At 62.0% G+C, this 20,112-nt stretch carries 19 protein-coding genes and 1 tRNA gene; 6 read left to right on the top strand and 14 right to left on the bottom strand.

Going from position 1 to position 20,112, the window contains the following annotated elements; translation table 11 throughout:
• The first annotated feature begins 23 nt into the window (after positions 1 to 23).
• Complete coding sequence (locus EB235_RS27195; protein ID WP_155256491.1) at positions 24 to 560, top strand: DUF922 domain-containing protein; 537 nt, start codon at positions 24 to 26, stop codon at positions 558 to 560.
• Positions 561 to 807: 247 nt separating this feature from the next.
• Here EB235_RS27195 and EB235_RS27190 read toward each other — a convergent pair whose 3' ends face one another.
• The 3 genes from EB235_RS27190 to EB235_RS35305 form a co-directional block, all read right to left on the bottom strand.
• The gene (locus EB235_RS27190; RefSeq protein ID WP_027034311.1) at positions 808 to 1,227 is read right to left on the bottom strand and encodes a hypothetical protein; all 420 of its coding nucleotides are present in this window, start codon (positions 1,225 to 1,227) and stop codon (positions 808 to 810) included.
• 2 nt (positions 1,228 to 1,229) lie between these two features.
• Positions 1,230 to 1,445, bottom strand: a complete 216-nt coding sequence (locus tag EB235_RS27185; protein WP_027034312.1) for a hypothetical protein — start codon at positions 1,443 to 1,445, stop codon at positions 1,230 to 1,232.
• Between the two features lie 658 nt (positions 1,446 to 2,103).
• The gene (locus EB235_RS35305; RefSeq protein WP_027034313.1) at positions 2,104 to 2,385 is read right to left on the bottom strand and encodes a hypothetical protein; all 282 of its coding nucleotides are present in this window, start codon (positions 2,383 to 2,385) and stop codon (positions 2,104 to 2,106) included.
• A 485-nt stretch (positions 2,386 to 2,870) separates the two neighbouring features.
• Here EB235_RS35305 and EB235_RS27175 point away from each other — a divergent pair, with 485 nt between their 5' ends.
• The gene (locus EB235_RS27175; RefSeq protein WP_027034314.1) at positions 2,871 to 3,131 is read left to right on the top strand and encodes a hypothetical protein; all 261 of its coding nucleotides are present in this window, start codon (positions 2,871 to 2,873) and stop codon (positions 3,129 to 3,131) included.
• A gap of 161 nt (positions 3,132 to 3,292) precedes the next feature.
• Here the strand turns inward: EB235_RS27175 and EB235_RS27170 are convergent.
• A tRNA-Pro gene (locus EB235_RS27170) sits at positions 3,293 to 3,369 on the bottom strand.
• Between the two features lie 189 nt (positions 3,370 to 3,558).
• On the opposite strand from EB235_RS27170, the gene EB235_RS27165 reads away from it, so the two are divergent.
• Entirely contained in the window at positions 3,559 to 5,793 is a 2,235-nt protein-coding gene (locus EB235_RS27165) for a mannose-1-phosphate guanylyltransferase/mannose-6-phosphate isomerase (protein ID WP_027034315.1), read from the top strand.
• Positions 5,794 to 5,894: 101 nt separating this feature from the next.
• Here the strand turns inward: EB235_RS27165 and EB235_RS27160 are convergent, their stop codons facing one another.
• The 6 genes from EB235_RS27160 to betI all read right to left on the bottom strand — a co-directional run bounded on the left by EB235_RS27160 (position 5,895) and on the right by betI (position 13,000).
• Entirely contained in the window at positions 5,895 to 6,599 is a 705-nt protein-coding gene (locus EB235_RS27160) for a YoaK family protein (protein ID WP_032926961.1), read from the bottom strand.
• A gap of 115 nt (positions 6,600 to 6,714) precedes the next feature.
• Positions 6,715 to 8,178, bottom strand: a complete 1,464-nt coding sequence (gene betB / locus EB235_RS27155; RefSeq protein ID WP_027034317.1) for a betaine-aldehyde dehydrogenase — start codon at positions 8,176 to 8,178, stop codon at positions 6,715 to 6,717.
• A gap of 59 nt (positions 8,179 to 8,237) precedes the next feature.
• Positions 8,238 to 9,890, bottom strand: a complete 1,653-nt coding sequence (gene betA, locus EB235_RS27150; protein WP_027034318.1) for a choline dehydrogenase — start codon at positions 9,888 to 9,890, stop codon at positions 8,238 to 8,240.
• Entirely contained in the window at positions 9,883 to 10,887 is a 1,005-nt protein-coding gene (locus EB235_RS27145; protein ID WP_032926103.1) for a threonine/serine dehydratase, read from the bottom strand. The genes betA and EB235_RS27145 overlap by 8 nt, the downstream gene beginning before the upstream one ends.
• The gene (betC, locus tag EB235_RS27140) at positions 10,884 to 12,413 is read right to left on the bottom strand and encodes a choline-sulfatase (protein ID WP_027034320.1); all 1,530 of its coding nucleotides are present in this window, start codon (positions 12,411 to 12,413) and stop codon (positions 10,884 to 10,886) included. The genes EB235_RS27145 and betC overlap by 4 nt, the downstream gene beginning before the upstream one ends.
• Positions 12,410 to 13,000, bottom strand: coding sequence for a choline-binding transcriptional repressor BetI (gene betI, locus EB235_RS27135; protein WP_027034321.1), 591 nt, complete (start codon positions 12,998 to 13,000; stop codon positions 12,410 to 12,412). The genes betC and betI overlap by 4 nt, the downstream gene beginning before the upstream one ends.
• A 190-nt stretch (positions 13,001 to 13,190) precedes the next feature.
• On the opposite strand from betI, the gene EB235_RS27130 reads away from it, so the two are divergent.
• Both EB235_RS27130 and EB235_RS27125 read left to right on the top strand, forming a co-directional pair.
• Entirely contained in the window at positions 13,191 to 14,357 is a 1,167-nt protein-coding gene (locus EB235_RS27130) for an acetyl-CoA acetyltransferase (protein ID WP_027034322.1), read from the top strand.
• A gap of 80 nt (positions 14,358 to 14,437) precedes the next feature.
• Complete coding sequence (locus EB235_RS27125) at positions 14,438 to 15,442, top strand: asparaginase (RefSeq protein WP_027034323.1); 1,005 nt, start codon at positions 14,438 to 14,440, stop codon at positions 15,440 to 15,442.
• Between the two features lie 12 nt (positions 15,443 to 15,454).
• On the opposite strand, the gene EB235_RS27120 is transcribed toward EB235_RS27125, so the two are convergent.
• Genes EB235_RS27120 through EB235_RS27110 form a run of 3 tightly spaced genes read right to left on the bottom strand, consistent with a single transcriptional unit; the run spans position 15,455 to position 17,579 of the window.
• Entirely contained in the window at positions 15,455 to 16,078 is a 624-nt protein-coding gene (locus EB235_RS27120) for an HD domain-containing protein (protein WP_027034324.1), read from the bottom strand.
• Positions 16,079 to 16,104: 26 nt separating this feature from the next.
• Positions 16,105 to 16,491 carry a Rieske (2Fe-2S) protein gene (locus tag EB235_RS27115; protein WP_051429822.1) on the bottom strand — a complete coding sequence of 129 codons (387 nt, stop codon included), beginning with the start codon at positions 16,489 to 16,491 and terminating at the stop codon, positions 16,105 to 16,107.
• Entirely contained in the window at positions 16,491 to 17,579 is a 1,089-nt protein-coding gene (locus EB235_RS27110) for an amidohydrolase family protein (RefSeq protein WP_027034326.1), read from the bottom strand. The genes EB235_RS27115 and EB235_RS27110 overlap by 1 nt, the downstream gene beginning before the upstream one ends.
• 169 nt (positions 17,580 to 17,748) lie before the next feature.
• Here EB235_RS27110 and EB235_RS27105 point away from each other — a divergent pair, with 169 nt between their 5' ends.
• Positions 17,749 to 18,594, top strand: coding sequence for a LysR family transcriptional regulator (locus EB235_RS27105; RefSeq protein WP_027034327.1), 846 nt, complete (start codon positions 17,749 to 17,751; stop codon positions 18,592 to 18,594).
• A gap of 126 nt (positions 18,595 to 18,720) precedes the next feature.
• Here EB235_RS27105 and EB235_RS27100 read toward each other — a convergent pair whose 3' ends face one another.
• Positions 18,721 to 20,097 (bottom strand): TIGR03808 family TAT-translocated repetitive protein, encoded by a 1,377-nt coding sequence (locus tag EB235_RS27100; protein WP_027034328.1) that lies wholly within the window; start codon positions 20,095 to 20,097, stop codon positions 18,721 to 18,723.
• Positions 20,098 to 20,112: the final 15 nt, after the last annotated feature.

The following is a 20,112-nucleotide window of genomic DNA, read 5'->3' as shown; positions in this document are numbered from 1 at the left end:
ACTTGGGACACAAGCATGCGTGGATGTTTCTTCTGGTCAATTTAGCTCTGTTGGGGTTGGGTTCACGGGAAGCAGATGCCCGTTTGAGGGTAACGGAGAAGACCGAATATTTTGCTGTTTCTGGAACGTCCATTGCAGAGCTGCTCGACAGCCTGAGGCGCGCGCATTCAAATTTTGACGCGGAGACGCACTGGGACGTTTCTGTCAATCACACCTGGAGGCAGTCCGGCAAAACATGCCGGATGACAAGCGTCGATGTTTCATTGAAGTTGACTGTGTTGTTGCCGAAGCTCGCTACGAAGGTTCCGCCTGATGTTCAGGCGAGGTGGGACAAATTCCTGGCTGGCGTTATCGTCCACGAGAATGGGCACGTAAAACTCTACAAATCGACGGCGAAGGATCTCGACAGAAGCCTCGGAGCACTGTCTCGGTCATGCGATGTCTTTCTGCGCGATGCCGCTGCGGTGACCCAGGATGGTTACAAGAGAATGCAAAAGGCCAATGACGATTATGACGCCGAGACTGACCATGGCGCCAAACAGGGTGGGACCCTGTTTTGATTGCCGTCACACCGAGTTTTGTCGGATTGCTCGCGCCGGCAGCCCTTGCCAATTTGCGCTCGTGACGGGACCTCCCGCTGAACCGTGCCCGTCGCTTTATGAACATTGGGATTGCTGGCCGATGTGGGAACGTTCTCGGTCACTGGAAGTTGTTCCCGGTCGAGTGTCTTCATTCAATCACTGGCAACGGAGAGAGCCCGTCTCGGCTGACGTCGGGGCGGGCTTTTCGTCGGTCCCTGGCCAACGGTCATGCTGCTTCGGCGATAGATGCGGTGGGAGCGCAACCGCCGAGCACTGCTTGGGCGATGTCTGTCTCATGGTCATCGACATGCGCCGTTACCAAGACGATCCGCCCGGCAACGGTGCGATCATCCAGTTTTGTGGCAGCGGCGATGCATGCGCCGAGCAATCCGCCAGCACCGCCGCCGCAGACCGCGCAAATCAGTGCTGTTGCCGATAGTCCGCCGTAAACGATCATGGCGCCCAGGCAGGCCAACATTGCACCGACTGCACCAAGGATGACGCCCGGGGACCTAAGAATTCCGACCTCGTCCTGGTAGGGCCCGATAATCGCGATCTGTACGCGAGGAACGCCAACCGCCACCAGGTCTCCAACAACCCGTGCCGCTTCGGAATGGGAATCAAAAAGCTTGCTAATTGTTCGCATGGTCACGGATTGCTCTTGTCCAACAAGTTGCCGGCAACGAACGACACGGCGATCAGATCGTCGCCGTCAATGCCGCCCTGACCGTCCGCCATTGTGGCCGCGACTTTTTGGAAGGTCTTCATCTCGCTCTCGCTAATGCGAGCCTTCTGCATCCTGGTCTTGAGGTCGGCTACGCGTGTCCCCAGGGCGTGGGATCTTGCGGTCTCACGGTTCGACATAATGATGCTCATCCATTTCCGCGCTATTTGACTGTCCTCGCGCCCAATCCATCGAACTTGGGCGAGATGGAAACGTTCCCTGCACTGGACTTCGGTCGGACAGGGTATGGGACCTAAGTCTGAGTGCGAAAGGCAATGGTCTTGCCACGGGCACCGTGCGGAACAGCCGCTGTTTGCCACCGTTGTCCACTGCAAGATCGTGGGAGGAAGCTGATGGAAAAGAGTGTTGGCCAAGCGCGTTGGTTGCTCGCACCGGTCTTCGCGGTGGCCATCACCCTGATGGCGATTGGAATAGTCCTCGGCTGAGAGCATCCAGGAGAAATCGACTGTAAAGGTTTTGTAATTGGCGCAGCCACGTCCCTTCCTGCGCCGATAGGGTTCGCTCGCCGCTTTATAGACGGCGAGCGAACCCTCAGCTCTTGGTGGGCACCCAAGCCGGTAGATCACACGCTTCGTGAATGGTTTGTCGCCTTTGGTCGAACGACCGGAATTCCGCGACAGGCGATGGGATTCCACCGATTCCGGAATCCAACCCAAAGCGAGGTCGCCGACGAGATTTCAGATCCGCTCAAGGACTTCAGAGCATCTGTGTGGAGGCCATTTGGGACAGTGGCCAAGGCGGCCCGACTCAGTATGGAGCCGGGCCAGCGGCCGCTGATCAATAGCCGCCGTTCTCGATCACCACGGGATGGCGGTGATGATGTGTGGAGACGGAACTCGTGACAACGACGGTATCCGGGCGATGGTGTCGGCGGCCATGGTCGTAGAACGCAACAGTGCCGTGGTGGCGGTGATGCAGGCGCTGGCCGTCCTCGTTGATGATCTTGACGTTGTTGTGGTGTCGATGGTGGGTCTTGATAACGACATCGGCCTCGGCTGCCGAAGCCATTGCCGGCAATCCGATGGAAAGCGCCAAAGCGCACATAATCATTGTTTTCATTGTAATTTCTCCACTACCTTGATGAGCCCTTCGTTGGATACAACTGCGGCTGGCCGCTTTGGTTCCGGGTTTTCCCCGGGGCGGCAGTGAAGCCTGCGGCACGTCGAAGGATGGGCGATCGCATCGCCTCGGGCAGAGTAGGGGGCTTTCGCTGATGCTGTTTGCAAGAACGAACTGGCTTGATGCATCGGTCGCGATCGTTTCAGGCAGCACGACTATCTGCACCCAAAAATCGCAATGTCCGGCTTGCCACGTGGTGTGGAACATTAGGCGTGTCTAATAGTTCTATCCCTCGCAGCAGACGCCCTGGTGTCTGCTGAAGATCAGCAGGCAAAGGCTGGTCGGCACGCGTTCTCCGTCGGAGGCGTGGGCTCCCCAGCAAACAGGAGAGTGATCATGAACAACATCATCTGGCTCGTTGGAGCGGTGGTCATCGTATTAGCGATATTGAGCTTCTTCGGCCTACGATAAGTGCGACCCCAGCTATGTCCATTTACGTTTCATCGGAAGATGACCAGCCAAAGCGGACACCGCGAAAGCGCCGCAGGCTATCAGCCCAAGACCAAAACGATCGCGGTGAGTTCGTCGCCCCTTTTCCACCTGAAGACAGGAGCTTCCGCGTCTGGTTCCTGTCCAATGAGACAGGCATCAGCGCGGACCAAGCCAGCGAACTTGTCGACACGATCAAGACGGATGGTGCGGCGTTGTTGAATGCCGCGCGGCGAATGAAAATTCACGCGCAATGACCGACAAACTGCAGCTACCCACGGTGTCGCGTTTTCAATAAGCCCACTGGCGTAGCACGTTGGCGATAAAGGCAAGGCCGCCAGGCGGTTCGCTCGCCATATTTTCAGGTGGGATATCAGTTTAAGCGCCAAAGTCGGGATGCGCTAACACGTGGTTCTTCTGGTCGGAGTGGCAGGATTTGAACCTGCGACCCCCTCGTCCCGAACGAGGTGCGCTACCAGGCTGCGCTACACTCCGTGACCAGACGCGGGCTTATAGCCGCCACACTTCATTCCTGCAAGCGGCAATGGCAGCGCTTCTGTCGCATTTCGTCAGCTTTCGTCGCGCGCATGGCTGACATCCCACCGTGTACCCAATCGGACTAACACCGCTTAAGGCTTGTATGCTAGCAACCGGCCACCACTGCCTTCTGCACACGAGACCCGAATGACCGAGCGCATCGTCAGTTTTGTCATGAGCGGCGGCGTCGGGTCGCGGCTCTGGCCGCTGTCGCGCGAGGACAATCCCAAGCAGTTTCACGATTTTTCAGGCGATGGTTCGATGCTGGCCAAGACCTTGCGCCGGCTGACGGCGCGGCCGGCCGGCGAGACACCAGTTTTCCTGATCGCATCGGAGCGTCATGCCGAACGCGTCCATGCCGACCTTGCCGGCCTCGATCTTGCCGGCGGCGGCCCATTGTTCGAGCCCACGGGGCGCAACACCGCCGCGGCGGTGGCGCTGGCGACGCTGCGAACTTTGTCCGAATTCGGCGACAGCCTGGTCCTGGTGGTGCCATCGGACCACGAGATATCAACCGCGGGGCAGTTCTGGCAGAGCGTCGAGGCAGGCGCCGAGGCGGCAGGCGCCGGCCGGCTAGTGGTGTTCGGTATCAAACCGACGCAGCCCGAGACCGGCTATGGCTATATCGAGGTGGCAGACGCGCATGGCGGCATCTTCGACGTCGCGCGCTTCGTCGAAAAGCCGGACCTCGGTACCGCGCAGAGCTATCTCAAGGCGGACAATTTCTACTGGAACACCGGCATCTTCCTGTTTCGCGCCGGCGCCATGCGTGACGCCTTCGCGACGTTCCAGGCCGACATCTGGCAGGCCACCGAGAGAGCCTACAAGGCGGCGACATCGGATTTGTCCGGCCTCTATATGCCGCTGGAGCTTTACGAAGCCGTGCCCTCGATCTCGATCGACTATGCCATCATGGAACGGGCTGATGACATTGCCATGGTGCCCGCCGACTTCCGCTGGAACGATCTTGGCTCCTGGCAATCGCTGCTCGATGTCGGCCCCGCCGACGACCAGGGCAATGTCGTCATCGGCGATGTCGTCGCCATCGATTGTGAGAACTCCTACATCCGCAGCGACGGCCGCCTGTTGTCGGCAATCGGCATGAAGGATGTCGCCATCGTTTCGACCGCCGATGCCACTTTCGTCGCCCCTGTCAGCCACAGCCAGCACGTCAAGAAGATTGTCGAGCAGCTCGAAAAATCCGGCCGGCTGGAAACCAGGTTCACACCGGCGCACGACCGTGTCATCGAAAGCGGTGCCTGGCGGCGGCGTGTGCACCACTGGCTGTTTCAGGAAACCTTGCCGCTGTGGTCGACATCGGGTGTCGACGAGCGCCATGGTGGCTTCCACGAAGCGCTGGGCTTCGACGGCGCGCCGCTGATGAAGCCCAAGCGCATGCGCACAATGGCAAGGCAGGTCTACGCCTTCGCTGTCGCCAGTGCGCGCGGCTGGGATGGCCCGGCCGACCGGCTGATCAGCCATGGTATCGAGTTCATGGTCAGAAATGGCCGCACCGACAAAGGCGGCTGGGTGCGCACCTTCCATGTCGACGGCTCCGTCGCTGACGCCACCGAGGATGCCTACGATCATTCCTGCGTGCTGCTGGCGCTGGCGCATGCGCATATGTCGGGCAATCCTGATGCCTTGCGGCTCGGCGAGGAAACTTTCGCCTTCCTCGATGCCCATCTCGAGGATCGTCGCATGACCGGCTTCCTCGAAACGTCGGACGGCGAGGGCGAGCGGCGCTCCAACCCGCACATGCATTTGCTCGAAGCGTTCCTGGCCTGGCACCAGGCAACCGGCGAGCGCACCCATCTGCGCCGTGCGGCGCGCATCATCGATCTCTTTCGCAGCCATTTCTTTGATCGGGAAAGCTGGACACTGGGCGAATATTTCGATGCCGAGTGGACACCGTCAGCCGGTGAGAAAGGCGCCTGGACCGAGCCCGGCCATCACTTCGAATGGGCTTCGCTGCTGATCGATTTCGCCGGGCGCAGCGGCCAGGCCGAGTTGAACGGCTTCGCCAGGAAACTCTATGCCTCGGCCATCGCCAATGGCCTCAACCGTGCAACCGGTCTTGCCTATGGCGCCGTCTCCCGGCAAGGGCTGCCGCTGGACCTGATCTCGCGCAGCTGGCCTCAGGCCGAAGCGGTCAAGGCGGCGATCGCGCTGGATGGCGTTGGCGGACCGGATCTCAAGCCGGAGATCGAGGAGCGTGTCGGCCGGCTGTTCCGCTGGCACATCGACCCGGCACCGCTCGGCCTGTGGATCGACCGCATCGACGAACGCGGCCGCTCGCTGGCATCAGACGTGCCAGCCAGCATCTTCTATCATCTGGTCTGCGCGCTGACGCAGTATCTGGATGGGACGGCGAAGCCGTAGAGCAATTCCAGGAAAAGTGTGAGCGGTTTTCCGTCCGGAATTGCGGAAAAACAAAGGGTTAGGGCGCTTCGCCGTTTCCGTGAAACGGTGAAATGCTCTAGTCACGGCGTGGTGGCGGGCGCGCTTTCCCGTATCACAAGCGGCACGATCGCAACGATCGGCGGAACCACAAAACACCACATGCCGATCTTGGTATAGAGCAGGGCGGCGCTTCCGCATCCCAGCGCGAAGATAAGCACGGCAACCGACATGCGTGCGAGGCGTGATCGTGACGCCACGATGCTCTCGGGCGGCGCGCCGTGGATCAGATCGGCCAAGTCAAGCATGATCTGGGTCGTGGTGCCGGTCATCAGCGTCGATGGCGGCGCGCTGGGAAGGTGGACGCGATGCGCGGCATTCTGCACCGCCATGGCCGAAACCAGGACCATGCCGGTGACAATGGCGGCCCAGCTGTTTCCATCCGGAAACGGTCCGAGGCGGATCGCCAGGATCGCGGCTGCTGTCAGCAGAACAAGCTTGATCGCCAATAGGGACCGGAAGACCGGCAGCTTCCAGCTTTTCAGCGGGTACGACAGAAGCCGGCTAAGGATGACGACGACACAGAAGACAGGCAAGGCCAGAAGCTTTGCTAGGGCACCCGATGTACCGAGCGCCAGCGATGCGCCGAGCGTGACGAAATTGCCGGTGACGTGCGCCGTGAACAGTCCCTGAAGGGCAAGGAACCCGGCTGTGTCGACATAGCCGCCATTGAAACTGAGCAGCAGCGGCAGCACGGCAGTTCTTTTGTCCTTGGTCTCGCCCGCCATGTTGGCCTCCTTGGCGCTCATGCGCCACGAAGCTTATGGCAAACTGATGGGCGAGGAAAACGCTCTGGACAACAGGTCGAACGGATCATGCGGACATCAGCGCAAGCTTCTGCCCTCAATACGGGCTCGCCACATCCCCGGTCTCGACATAGATCGACTTCAGCTGCGAATAGAGCGCCAGGGCCGCTAGCGAGTTCTCGCGGCCGATACCGGACTGTTTGAAGCCGCCGAACGGGATTTCAACCGGAGTCAGATTGTAGGCATTGATCCAGCAGGTGCCGGCCTGCAATTCGGCGATGACACGGTGGGCGCGCGGCAGATCGCGGGTGAAGACGCCGGCGGCAAGGCCGAACTCGGTGTCGTTGGCGCGGTCGATCACCTCGTCCTCGCCATCGAATTTCAGCACGCTCATGACCGGCCCGAAAATCTCCTCGCGGGCGATCCGCATCGTGTCGGTGACACCGGTGAAGATCGTCGGCTCGACGAAGAAGCCGCCGTCGAAACCCTGCAGCGAGGGCACATTGCCGCCGCAGGCGAGAACAGCACCATCCTGCTTGCCTATCGCGATATAGCCGACCACCTTCTCATGCTGCGCTTTCGACACCAGCGGCCCCATCTGGGTTTCGGGGTCGAGCGGATCGCCGATGCGGATTTTCTTGGTCCGTTCGATCAGACGATCGACGAAGCGATCGTGGATGCCGCTCTGCACGAAGACGCGCGTGCCGTTGGAGCAGATCTGGCCGGTCGAGTAGAAATTGCCAAGCATGGCGCCGCCGATCGCGTTTTCGATGTCGGCGTCGTCGAAGACGATCAATGGCGACTTGCCGCCGAGTTCCATCGTCGCATGTTTCATCTTCGAGCCGGCAAGCGACAGCACCTTGCGGCCGGTCGGCACCGAGCCGGTCACCGAAACCTTGGCGACGACATCATGGCCGACGAGGCCTGCGCCGACATCGCCATAACCCTGCACGACGTTGAACAAGCCGTCCGGCAGACCGGCCTCGCTGTAGATCTCGGCCAGGGCCAGCGCTGATAGCGGGGTGTTTTCCGACGGCTTGAACACCATGGCATTGCCCATGGCGAGCGCCGGTGCCGATTTCCAGCCGGCGATCTGGATCGGATAGTTCCAGGCGCCGATGCCGACGCAGACACCCAGCGCCTCACGCCGCGTGTAAGCGAAAGGTCCGCCGAGGTCGACGGATTCACCATTGTAGGCGGCGACCGCGCCGCCGAAATATTCAAGGCAGTCCGCGGCCGAGGGCGCATCAGCCACCAGCGTTTCCTGGATCGCCTTGCCGGTGTCGAGAGTCTCGATGCGGGCGAGATCGGCGTTGCGGGCGCGAAGAATGTCGGCGGCGCGGCGCAGAATGCGCCCGCGCTCGACCGGCTTCAGCCGCGCCCAGGCCGGTTGCGCGGCTCGTGCGGCCTCGACGGCGAGTTCCAGCACATTCGGCGTCGCCGAATGCAGGGTGGCGATGACCTCGCCAGTTGCCGGATAGATCACCGGCAGCGGCGCGCCGCCTTCATCCTCTATGTAGCGTCCGTTGACATAGTGCGATGCCGTTGGCTGGGCGCGCATGGGGAAGTCTCCAAATTGTCTTTCGCGGCATGCGGATCGTGCAGTCTCACGATCATGGCCTATCTGTCGGATAGCTGCCAGCGCGGATTGATCCATGGTTCCTGGTTGGACGGCGCCAGCGGCGTGCGGCCAAGGATGTGGTCGGACGCCTTCTCGCCGGTCATGATCGACGGCGCGTTGAGGTTGCCATTGGTGACACGCGGGAAGATCGAAGAGTCCGCGACCCGCAAGCCGTCGACGCCGATGACCCGGCATTCCGGATCGACGACGCTCATCACGTCTTCAGCGTGACCCATCTTGCAGGTGCCGCAGGGATGGTAGGCGCTCTCGGCATGGTCGCGAATAAAGACATCGAGATCGTCGTCCGACTGCACATGGCTCCCCGGCGAGATCTCCTTGCCGCGATAGGCGTCGAAGGCCGACTGGCCAAAAATCTCGCGGGTCAGCCGGATGCAGTGGCGGAACTCCGTCCAGTCATCCGGATGCGACATGTAGTTGAAGCGGATCACCGGTGTCGCCTTTGGGTCGGGCGAGCGTAGTGTCACCGAGCCGCGCGACTTCGAGCGCATCGGTCCGACATGCGCCTGGAAGCCATGCGACTTCGCCGCTGCCTTGCCGTCATAGCGGACCGCCGCCGGGATGAAGTGATACTGGATGTCTGGATAGTCGACGCCGGCGCGCGAGCGCACGAAAGCCGCCGCCTCGAAATGGTTGGTGGCGCCAAGCCCGGTCCTGAAGAACAGCCACTGCGCCCCGATCAATGCTTTCGAGAATGGATTCAGCACCGAATTCAGCGTGATCGGCTTGGTCGATTCCTGCTGGATATAAAGCTCCATATGGTCCTGCAAATTGCGGCCGACGCCAGGCCTGTCGGCGACCACGGCAATGCCGTTTTCGCGCAAATGCTCGGCCGGTCCGATGCCCGACAGCATCAGGATCTTGGGCGAATTGATCGACGATGCGGCGATGATCACCTCACGTCGTGCCTTAACGACTTGAATCTGTTTGTGAGCTTCGATCTCGACGCCAACAGCGCGTTGATTCTCGATGATCACCCGGCGGGCGAAACCCTTGAGCAGGCTAACATTCCCACGTTTGAGAGCCGGCTTCAGATAGGCCGATGCCGCCGACCAGCGGCGGCCGCCACGGATGGTCTGCTCCATCGGCCCAAAGCCTTCCTGCTTGGAGCCGTTGTAATCGTCGGTCAGTTCGAACCCGGCCTGGCGGCCTGCCTCGACGAACGCGCCGTAGAGCGGATTCTTACGCGAGCCGCGTTGCACATGCAGGGGGCCGCCGTGCCCGCGCCAGCCGTCCTCGCCGCCATCATTGTCTTCCATGCGCTTGAAATAGGGGAGCACGTCGGCAAAGCCCCAGCCTGCTGCGCCTTCTTCGGCCCAATGGTCGAAATCACGGGCGTGGCCGCGCACATAGACCATGCCGTTGATCGAGGACGAGCCGCCGATGACCTTGCCGCGCGGCGTTGCCAGCACGCGGCCGCCAAGATGCGGCTCCGGCTCGCTGGCAAAGCCCCAGTCGTAGAGGCTCATATTGAGCGGGATCGACAGCGCTGACGGCATCTGGATCAAAGGCCCGACATCGGTGCCGCCGAACTCGATGACGATCACCGAATGCTTGCCGTCCTCCGATAGGCGATAGGCCATGGCCGAGCCGGCCGAGCCGGAGCCGATGATGACGAAATCCGCTTCAAGCATGGTTCATATGCGCCATAAAATCGGCGAGCGAAACATTGCCGCCAGTAGCCACAACAAGGACGGTCTTGTCCTTCACATCCACCTTGCCGCCGAGCAGCGCCGCCAGTGACGCCGCCCCGGACGGCTCCAGCACCAGCTTCATGCGCTCGAAGGCGATCTTCATTGCCCGCCGCACCGACTGGTCGTCGACGGTAATGCCGCGAACACCGGCAGTCTTGACCGCCGCGAACGGCGCGTCACCCGGCCGTCGCGACATCAGCCCGTCGCAGATCGACTTCGGACCGATCGGCATGGTCTCGATGGCGCCATGCGCCAGTGACGAGCCCATGCCATTGAAACCTTCCGGCTCGACGCCGATGATCTCGGTTGCCGGCGACAGATAGTGGAAGGCGAGCGAAACGCCACCGATCAATCCGCCACCGCCGACCGAACAGAACAACAGGTCGGCGCTGGCATCCTTGGCGGCAAGCTGGTCGAGCGCTTCGAGCCCGGCGCCTGCCTGGCCGGCCACGATCTCCGGGTCGTCGAAGGGATGCAGCAGGGCCAGCCCTTCGGTCTCGGCGATCTCACGCGCCTTGGCGGCGGCGACTTCCTCACGCGCGCGATCGCCGTGGTCGGTCAGCACGACACGGGCGCCATAGCCTGCCGTGGCATCGCGCTTGGCCGCCGGCGCGTCGATCGGCATGACGATGGTGACCGGAATGCCGAGCGCCTGGCCGGCGGCGGCCAGCCCTTGCGCGAAATTGCCGGAGGAATAGGCGACGACGCCCTTTTTCGCCTCATTGGCCGAAAGCTGCTTCAAACGCCAATAGGCGCCGCGCACCTTGAAAGATCCCGCCCATTGCAGCGATTCTGGCTTGATGAAGACGCGGGCCGCGCCGGTCTCGCGAGCAAGTGCCGCCGATTCCAGCAGCGGCGTGATCTGCGTCGCCCTGGAGGTGACGGCATATGCCTGTTGGAGGTGGTCTAGGGAGGGAACGAGAAGGTCTGCCATCATTCGCCTCGCGGGAACCGTTTCTGCTCTTCGAGCACGTTCAAATCCATATGGTTGCGCATGTAGCGTTCCGAAGCCTTCTGCAGCGGCTGGAATTCCCAGGGGTAGTGCGTGCCGTTGCGCAGCGCTGGATAGACCACCCAGCGCCGCGCCTGGCTGACCCGCACGGCAGCGTCGAAAGCCGCCATGTCCCAGCGCGCGCGGACCTTTTCCATGAAGGCCGCCACCAGACCGGCGTGCGCCGGATCGGCGGCGAGATTGTTCAACTCATGCGGATCGGCCTCGATATCATAGAGTTGTGACGGATCGATCTCGCAATGGACGAACTTGTAGCGGCCGTCGCGGATCGCCACCAACGGCGCATTGGAGCCTTCGGCGGCATACTCCATCAGCACCGGTGCTGTACGTGGCTTGCCATTCAGCAGCGGCAGCAGCGACTGGCCGTCGGTCCATGGCGCGATCGCGCTCATATCGATGCCGGCGAGATCGCACAGCGTCGGCGTCACGTCGAGATTGGAGACCGGTGCCTCGATCAGTCCCGCCGGTATGCCTTTGCCTGCGATCATCAGCGGCACCCGCGACGAGCCCTCGAAGAAGCACATCTTGAACCACAGGCCGCGCTCGCCGAGCATGTCGCCGTGATCGGAGCAGAACAGGATGATCGTGTCGTCGAGCATGCGGGTGCGCTCCAGCACCGACAGCAACTCGCCGACCTTGTCGTCGAGATAGGAGATGTTGGCGAAATAGCCGCGCCGCGAGCGGCGGACCTGCTCGGCCGTGATGTCGAAACTGTCGTAGTCGGAGGCTTTGTAGAGCCGCTGCGAATGTGGATCCTGCTTGTCGTAGGGGATGAAGCCGACCTCGGGTTCGAGCGCCGGGCAATCCTCGTAGAGGTCCCAATATTGCCGCCGCGCCACATAGGGATCGTGCGGATGGGTGAAGGAAACCGTCAGGCACCAGGGCCGGTGTGACGCGCCGTCGGAGACACGGGCGAAATCATAGAGTTTCTGCACCGCATGGAAGGCGACCTCGTCGTCATACTCCATCTGGTTTGAGATCTCGGCGACGCCGGCGCCGGTCACCGAGCCCAGATTGTGATACCACCAGTCAATGCGCTCGCCCGGTTTGCGGTAGTCCGGCGTCCAGCCGAAATCGGCCGGATAGATGTCGGTGGTCAGCCGCTCCTCGAAGCCATGCAACTGGTCGGGGCCAACGAAATGCATCTTGCCCGACAGCACGGTGTGATAGCCGTCGGCGCGCAGATGATGGGCAAAGGTTGGGATCGACGAAGCGAATTCGGCGGCGTTGTCATAGACCTCGGTGCGCGACGGCAACTGGCCGCTCATGAACGAGGCGCGGCCCGGCGCGCAGAGCGGCGAGGCCGTGTAGTTGTTGGCAAAGCGTGCCGATCGTGCGCCCAGCGCCTTCAGATGCGGCGCGTGCAGAAACGCGGCCGGCCCATCTGGGAAAAAAGTCCCGTTGAGCTGATCGACCATGACGATCAGGAAATTGGGTCGCTTCGTGGTCACTGTTTGCGCCGCTCGCCGAGTTTGGTTTCGAGATAGTCCTCGACCAGCGCAATCGCGGTCGCGGCGTCAGGCACGCCGTCCTTCAGCGCCCGCCTGATATAGAGCCCGTCGATCATCGCCGCCGTCGCTTCGGCGGCCCGGTCGGCCTCAGCCCTGGGCAGGATGCCGGTCAGCCCACTCATCAGGTTCGAATGCAGCCGTCGCGCATAGACCCTGAGCAACCGGCGAAGCGCTGACGATTTCTGCGCCTCGACATAGAAGGCAAGCCATGCGGCGATGGTTTCCGGCTGGAACTGGATGTCGGAGAAGTTGACGGCCACCACCGCCGAGACGCGTTCGCGCGGGGAGGTGGCGGATTGCAGGGCGCGGCGCATGTCGATGGTCAGTTCGGCGAGGATGTGTCGCATCGTCGCCAGCAGCAGCTCGTCCTTGGCGCCGAAATAATGGTGGGCAAGCGCCGAGGAAACACCGGCGCGCCCGGCGATCTCGGACATGGTCACGTCAAGCGAACCGCGCTCGCCGATCGCTGAGATCGTCGCGTCGATGAGCGCCTTGCGGCGCAGTGGCTCCATTCCGACTTTAGGCATGCTGTTCCCGATTTTTGCGCGAGATTATTTTTTATTGACGGGTCAATCAACAAAAAATCGACACCGGCGAAGCCTGTACCAAGCGATTGTCTTGTTCCGGCCCTTTCCGAGGTGAGGGCGATTGTTTATATTTGAACAATAACGGCGAACTGCGCCATGTCACAGGCTGGCGCCAAGGATGGAGACCGCCATGACCGCATGCATCGTTGGCTGGGCGCATTCGCGCTTCGGCAAGCTTGAAGGCGAGACGCTCGAAAACCTGATCGTCAAGGTGGCGACAGACGCGCTCGACCACGCCGGGATCGGTCCGGACGAGGTCGACGAGATCGTGCTCGGCCATTTCAACGCCGGCTTTTCGGCGCAGGATTTCACCGCCAGCCTGGTGCTGCAGGCCAACGATCGACTGCGCTTCAAGCCGGCGACTCGCGTTGAGAACGCTTGCGCGACCGGTTCGGCGGCGGTCAGGCAAGGCATCCGCGCGATCGATGCCAATGCCGCCCGCATCGTGCTGGTGGTCGGCGCCGAGCAGATGACGACGACGCCCGGTCCGGAAATCGGCAAGAACCTCTTGAAAGCATCCTACCTGCCGGAGGATGGCGAGACGCCGGCAGGCTTCGCCGGCGTCTTCGGCAAAATCGCGCAAGCCTATTTCCAGCGCTATGGCGACCAGTCGGATGCGCTCGCCATGATCGCCGCCAAGAACCATAAGAACGGCGTCGACAATCCCTATGCGCAGATGCGCAAGGATTTCGGCTACGAGTTCTGCCGCCAGGAGAGCGAAAAGAACCCCTTCGTCGCCGGCCCGCTGAAGCGCACAGACTGCTCATTGGTCTCCGACGGCGCTGCTGCCCTGATCCTCGCCGATACCGCGACGGCCCTGAAGATGCGTCGCGCGGTTGCCTTCCGGGCCAACGAGCATGTGCAGGATTTCCTGCCGATGTCGAAGCGCGACATCCTGGCCTTCGAAGGCTGCGAGCAGGCTTGGGGCAAGGCGCTGAAGAGCGCCGGCGTGACGCTGGACGATCTGTCCTTCGTCGAGACGCATGACTGCTTCACCATCGCCGAACTGATCGAATACGAAGCGATGGGCCTGGCCAGGCCGGGCGAGGGCGCCAAGCTGGCGCTGGACGGCACGACGGCGAAAGATGGCCGCTTGCCGGTCAACCCCTCCGGCGGGCTGAAAGCCAAGGGTCATCCGATCGGCGCCACCGGTGTCTCCATGCATGTCCTGACCGCCATGCAGCTTGTCGGCGAAGCCGGCGGCATCCAGGTGCCGGGCGCAAAGCTTGGCGGCATCTTCAACATGGGTGGCGCTGCCGTCGCCAACTACGTTTCCATTCTCGACCGGATCAGATAAACCGCCCCTGCATTACAGCGCCGCGCGCCTTTTGGGGCGCGCAAAGGACGCTGTAACACTTGGATTTGGCGGGAGGTCATATGACAAATCCGGTTCTGATCGAGGTTCTGCGCGGCGCTATTGTCGAGAGCGTGCATCGCGGTGCCGTCGCGGTCTTCGACGCCGACGGCAAGCCGGTCCTGGAGATCGGCGATACCTCGAAGCCTGTCTTTCCGCGCTCGGCTGTCAAGGCGATCCAGGCCTTGCCGCTGGTCGAAACGGGTGCTGCCGATGCCTATGGCTTCGGCAACCGCGAACTGGCGCTCGCCTGCGCATCCCATTCGGGCGAGCCGGCGCATGTCGAACTGGCGCGGTCCATGCTGGCCAGGGCTGGGCTCGATGAGCGCGCACTCGAATGCGGCACGCATTGGCCTTCGAATCATGAGGCGGAGATTGCGCTGGCCCGTGCCGGCGGCTTGCCGAACGCGTTGCACAACAATTGCTCCGGCAAGCATTCCGGCTTCCTCTGCACCTGTGTCCATTCCGGAATTGCACACGGGGGCTACGTGAAGGCCGGGCACGGTCTGCAGGAGATGGTGCGCGACGCCATGCAATCGGTCACCGGCGCCGTCCACGGTGCCGACGAGCGGGCGACCGATGGCTGCTCGATCCCGACCTATGCGGTGCCGCTGAAAAGTTTCGCGCTCGGCTTTGCGCGCATGGCCACGACATCAGGTTTTGGCCCCGAGCGGGCAAAGGCTGCCAAGCGACTGCTTTCAGCATGCATGGCAGAACCATTCTTCGTTGCCGGCACCGGTCGCGCCGATGTCGCCCTGATGGAAGCGGCACCGGGCCGGATTTTTGCGAAAGGCGGCGCCGAAGGCGTCCACTGCGCCGCAATCCCGGAACTTGGCCTCGGCATCGCGATCAAATGTGATGATGGCGCCGGCCGCGCAGGCGACGCCATGGCTGCCGCCGTCCTTGCCAAACTGCTGCGTGCCGACGAGGCCGTAGCGGCGAAGCTGCTCGAACTGGCGAACGCCCCAATCGAAAGCCGGATCGGCACCAAGGTTGGGGCGCTGAGGCCGACCGCCGCCCTCGGCTGAAGAGCGACATCATTAGATCGCCGCGCGTGCCGCAGCGAGCGCGGAGTTCGACATGACTTCCCGTTGGTTGGCTCTGACGACAGCTGGGTCATAGCTCTTGCGGGCGAAGACTTCCCTCACCATCGGCGCGAAGAATTCCAGCGGCCGGGTCGGATAGTCCGGATCGAAGCTCGACTGGTCCCATTTTTCACAGAACTCGGCGCAGTCGTCGAAATACGCGCTATCCCGGAAGGCGTCGCGCTTGTGCGGATTGGCCCCGACATGCTCGCCATAATAGACAAGCTGGAAATCGCCATGCTTCTCGACCACCCAGGCGCATTGCTCGCGCACGAACGGTCGTATGATGGCAGCGGCGTATTCGTCGTGGTTATAGGGCGCGTAGATATCGCCGATATCGTGCAGCAGCGCCGACACCACCCAGTCTATGTCGGCGCCGGCGTTCCAGGCCCGCGTCGCGGCCTGCAGCGAATGACCGAGCCGCGTCACCTTGTAGCCTGACAGCGATTTGTCGAGTTCGACCATGGCCGCCAGTAGCCGGTCGGCTGTGCCGGCGGCATATTCGATTTCATGTGCGGTCAGGAAGGCATAATCCTCGCGGTCGCCATCCTTCATCTGGGTGAATTTTACCGTTTCCATTGTCGTCACCTTCCGCAACCAGAAACCTAGCGACCGAGCTCAAGATAGAGGTCGCCGCCCACGATCTCGACCGGAAATGTCCGCGCCTTCAGCCTGTCATCGACGAGGCATTTTCCCGACCTGATTTCGAATTCCCAGCCGTGCCAGGCACAGCGGACGATTTCGCCTGCGCGCTCATAGACGAATTCCGCCCTGTCGGTCGGCCTGGTGGTTCCACAAACCGGCCCTTCGCAAAGCCGGCCTGCCCGGTGCGGGCAGATGTTGAGCAAGGCGGCATAGCCATCGTCGAGCTGGAATATACCGATGCTCATGCGGCCGAAGGCGACGATCCTGGGTTGCCCGACCGCGACCTCGTTGACCTTGCAGGCAAAGGTGCGGCCTCGGACTGGCACGGCTGCTGCATTGGCCGTCATCACGCAACCCTCGCGCTGGCGGCGGCCGGAGCCTCGATGCGCTTGTAGACCTCCAGCGCATTCAGCCCCATCACCTTGTCGCGCCAGGCCGGTGGGATGTGGATGTTGGTCGGCGCGTCGAAATCCCAGTGCGGATAGTCGGACGCGAAAAGCAGCGTGTTCTGGCCATCCATGTGCTCGAGCGTTTCCCAGAGATGCTTGACGTTCTGCGGCTGTTCGAGCGGCTGGGTGCTGAAGCGGATGTTGCGGCGGCAATATTCCGACGGCAGCATCTTCAGCCACGGCGTCTCCTTGCGCAGCGCCTTGAAGTTGGCATCGAGCCGCCACATCAGCGACGGCACCCACGACACGCCGCATTCGATGACGACGAAGTAGAGGTCGGGATATTTTTCGAACACGCCGTTGGAAATCATGCTGACGACATGGGTCATCGCCGGCTGGCTGAGCAGCGCATGCGTCTCCCAGTAATAGGTCGTCGGGCCGCTGGCGATGGCATTGTGGTTGACGCCGCCCTGGCCGCCGAAATGGATGGCGAAGGGCAGGCCGACTTCGGCGCAGGCCTCGAAGATCGGATGATAGAACGGATCGCCGTAAGGACGTTGCGACCCGTGGCTGGCCAGCACCTGGACGATATCCTTGTGGGCGCCGAGACGGCGGATCTCGGCCGCGGCGCCGTGCGGATCGGTCGGCGAAATGATGATCGATCCCTTGAAGCGCCGGTCCTTGGGCAGCCACCAGTCGATCATGTAATCGTTGTAGGCTTTCACCAGTGCGTTGGCGTAATGATAGTTGGCCAGCGTCGAAGCTTCCAGCGGCTCGTCGGCGGTGAGAATCGCCACATCGATGTCGTAGAGATCGAGGTGCTTCTCCTTCATGATCAGATAATTGTCCTCCTCGGTCTGTGGCCTGATGTCATGCCGCGAGAACCCCTCCGGATGCAGCCATGGGCGATGTCCGTGCGGGAAACTGCCCTTTGGTCCCGGCTTTTCGCCGCGAACCAGAAAATCACGCCAATAGGGCTCGAGATAGGGAAGCAGAACCTCGGCACTGGACCAGTAATTGTGGACGTCGGTGTCGACGATGAACATGGATGACCTGCCGTGGCGGATGTCTGAAAGATGCTGCAATTCTGCGCGCTAAGGCGATATCCGGCAACGCAACCCGGGATGGGATGTTAATCGAAGAATCCGATTAGCCATTGTCGAAGCGGATCAAAAAGCGGTAGCCGTTGCGGACGTTCTCCGTGGGGTGGCCAAGATGCAGATCGAATTGCTCGACACATTCCTGGATCTGATCGAAACCCGCAACTTCAACAGGACAGCGGAGCGCCTTGGCATCACCCAGTCGACCGTTTCGAGCCGCATCCGCACGCTCGAGGCGCTGCTGGAAAAGCAGCTCTTCATCCGCAACAAGAGTGGCACGGAGCCGACCGTCGCTGGCCTGAGGTTCGAGGAGCATGCGCGCGCGGTCAAACTGCGCTGGCTCGACGCCCGCCGCGAAATCCAGTCGGTCGGCAAGTTCGACCGCCTGATCCGCATCGGTATCCAGTTCGAGCTCTACGAACGCGTGCTGGAAGGGTGGCTGGAATGGGTGCGGGCGACGATGCCCAAGCTCGCGATCTATGTCGAGATCGACTACTCCAACCAGATGATCCTCGATCTGACCACCGGCAGTCTCGATCTGGCGGTGCTCTATTCGCCGCAGCATCTTCCGGACATGCACTACGAGCAGATCGCCGAGGAGAATTTCGTCATGGTTTCGACCCGCGGCGTTGCCTTCGGCGAGGTGGTGCCGGCGGACTACATCCGCGCCAATTATTCGGCCTTCTTCAATCGCGCGCATAAGCAGATGCTGCCGGAACTGGAAAACAGCCCCGTATCGACGGGGAATGGCGGCGCGGTTGCCTATCTGCTGCGAAGCCGGGGCGGCACCGCCTTCGTCACCGAAACGGTAGCGACAAAATTGCGGCAGGACGGTGTGGCACAACTCGTTGGTGATGCGCCGAAGATCTCACATCCCATCTATTCGGCCGTGCATGTCAGACACCATCATTCCCACACGCATGTCCGCCTGCTCAAGGCGCTCAAACTGATGACCGCGTAAAGGAGGTCGAGCGGGATGTTTCCCTTTGGCGTGCTGCAGCAGGCCAGGATGAAGCGATGCTGGCGCTCTATCTCCGACAGCCCGCCCGTGTCGCCTCATTGATCGCCAAAAGCGTTCAGGCCATCTTCAGCTGACGCGGTTGCGCTCAACCGTCACATGCGCAAAGCCACTGTTGGTCAACTGGGTCAGGTCTGCCGTCACCGGTTCGGCCCAGCGCTGGCCGATGACGGCACCGTTCAACGCGCCGTCGATGACGTTGTCGGAGATGACGGCTGTGCCGGCACCTTCGACCACGCTGACGACAATGCCCGTGCCCGCCTTGCGGATGATGTTGCCCGTGGCCACGACATTGCGCAGATACGGCCCCCAGCCGATCGACATGCCGTAGAGCGGCGCATTCTCGATGACATTGTTGGACGCGATGGTGTCGGCCTCGACGCCAATGCCGACGCCGAAGCCGGGCGGGTCCGCGGTGTAGGCGCCGCTGGTCGACAAATTGCGCACGATGTTGCCTGAACAGACACCCATGCGGCCGCCTTCGTTGAAGTTGACGATCGAGATGCCGTTGGCCGCGCCATCGACGATGTTGTTGCTGATGACGGCGCCCTCGAACGAGAATTCGGAATAGACTGCGGTCTCGCCCGAGCGCGAACAGGTGTTGCCGGAAATCTGCAGATTGCTGGAACTGTTGGCGCGGATTGCCGAGAAAGCGCAGTCCGAGACGACATTGCCCGAGATGATGACATTGCCGGCGCGAAAGGCGTTGATGCCATTGCCGTTCTGGCCGGTTCCGCCACTGCGCGCACCGATGCGTTCGACACGATTGCCGGTGACCATCGTGCCGTCCTCCGCGGCTTGCCAGCGATGCACGAGGATGCCGCCATTGGCGCAGTCGGAGATGGTGTTGCCCGTGATCGCCAGGCCTCCGGCTTCGACTGAATAGATGCCGGCATCGGCAGCTCCCGATATGTCCGTGCGCTCGATGCGCCCAACCGCACGTTCCAGCGCCAGTCCGTTCTTGCCGCTGCCGGTTATCTGGCAATTGTCGACCACGAGATGACCGACCCGGCGCAGATCGAGCAGCCCTTGCGCATAGTCGCCCATCGAGCGGTTCGAGCCGTCAAAGACCAACCCGCTCAACTCGATATGGTCGGCCTGTTCGGCCATGAAGAGGTGGCCGTCGCCGCCATAGACGATCCGCGTCGCACCCGACACGCCGGAAAGACGCACCCGGCTGGGCAGCGAGAGGTTGGACACCACATAGGTGCCCGCCGGCAGGAACACCGGTATGTCCCGGCTGTTCGCGTCGCGCAGCAGCTTGGCAAAGGCCTTGCTCTGGTCGTCGAAGGTGCCGGGCTGCACGCCAAGGTCAGTGGCATTGATCGAGCCGCGTATCGAGGCCTTTTCGATGCCGGTCAGGCCGGCGGCCGCCGCTTTGCCGAGCGCAAGGCCGATGACGGCAAAGCCGGCGGTTCCGGTCAGCAGCGTTCGTCTGTTCAACATCGGCACAGATTCCCT

Source organism: Mesorhizobium loti R88b (assembly GCF_013170845.1).
Classification (GTDB): Bacteria; Pseudomonadota; Alphaproteobacteria; order Rhizobiales; family Rhizobiaceae; genus Mesorhizobium; species Mesorhizobium loti_B.
This window is presented reverse-complemented; position numbering and strand designations above follow the sequence as displayed.

Coding starts and splice junctions, on each gene's coding strand:
- betB (WP_027034317.1), bottom strand. CDS start 8,178: ATGCGCGCCCAGCCAACGGCATCGCACTATGTCAACGGACGCTACATA.
- EB235_RS27125 (WP_027034323.1), top strand. CDS start 14,438: ATGACAAATCCGGTTCTGATCGAGGTTCTGCGCGGCGCTATTGTCGAG.
- EB235_RS27160 (WP_032926961.1), bottom strand. CDS start 6,599: ATGGCGGGCGAGACCAAGGACAAAAGAACTGCCGTGCTGCCGCTGCTG.
- EB235_RS27190 (WP_027034311.1), bottom strand. CDS start 1,227: ATGCGAACAATTAGCAAGCTTTTTGATTCCCATTCCGAAGCGGCACGG.
- EB235_RS35305 (WP_027034313.1), bottom strand. CDS start 2,385: ATGAAAACAATGATTATGTGCGCTTTGGCGCTTTCCATCGGATTGCCG.
- EB235_RS27115 (WP_051429822.1), bottom strand. CDS start 16,491: ATGACGGCCAATGCAGCAGCCGTGCCAGTCCGAGGCCGCACCTTTGCC.
- EB235_RS27100 (WP_027034328.1), bottom strand. CDS start 20,097: ATGTTGAACAGACGAACGCTGCTGACCGGAACCGCCGGCTTTGCCGTC.
- EB235_RS27120 (WP_027034324.1), bottom strand. CDS start 16,078: ATGGAAACGGTAAAATTCACCCAGATGAAGGATGGCGACCGCGAGGAT.
- EB235_RS27165 (WP_027034315.1), top strand. CDS start 3,559: ATGACCGAGCGCATCGTCAGTTTTGTCATGAGCGGCGGCGTCGGGTCG.
- EB235_RS27185 (WP_027034312.1), bottom strand. CDS start 1,445: ATGTCGAACCGTGAGACCGCAAGATCCCACGCCCTGGGGACACGCGTA.
- EB235_RS27195 (WP_155256491.1), top strand. CDS start 24: ATGTTTCTTCTGGTCAATTTAGCTCTGTTGGGGTTGGGTTCACGGGAA.
- EB235_RS27145 (WP_032926103.1), bottom strand. CDS start 10,887: ATGATGGCAGACCTTCTCGTTCCCTCCCTAGACCACCTCCAACAGGCA.
- EB235_RS27175 (WP_027034314.1), top strand. CDS start 2,871: ATGTCCATTTACGTTTCATCGGAAGATGACCAGCCAAAGCGGACACCG.
- EB235_RS27130 (WP_027034322.1), top strand. CDS start 13,191: ATGACCGCATGCATCGTTGGCTGGGCGCATTCGCGCTTCGGCAAGCTT.
- EB235_RS27105 (WP_027034327.1), top strand. CDS start 17,749: ATGCAGATCGAATTGCTCGACACATTCCTGGATCTGATCGAAACCCGC.
- EB235_RS27110 (WP_027034326.1), bottom strand. CDS start 17,579: ATGTTCATCGTCGACACCGACGTCCACAATTACTGGTCCAGTGCCGAG.
- betI (WP_027034321.1), bottom strand. CDS start 13,000: ATGCCTAAAGTCGGAATGGAGCCACTGCGCCGCAAGGCGCTCATCGAC.
- betA (WP_027034318.1), bottom strand. CDS start 9,890: ATGCTTGAAGCGGATTTCGTCATCATCGGCTCCGGCTCGGCCGGCTCG.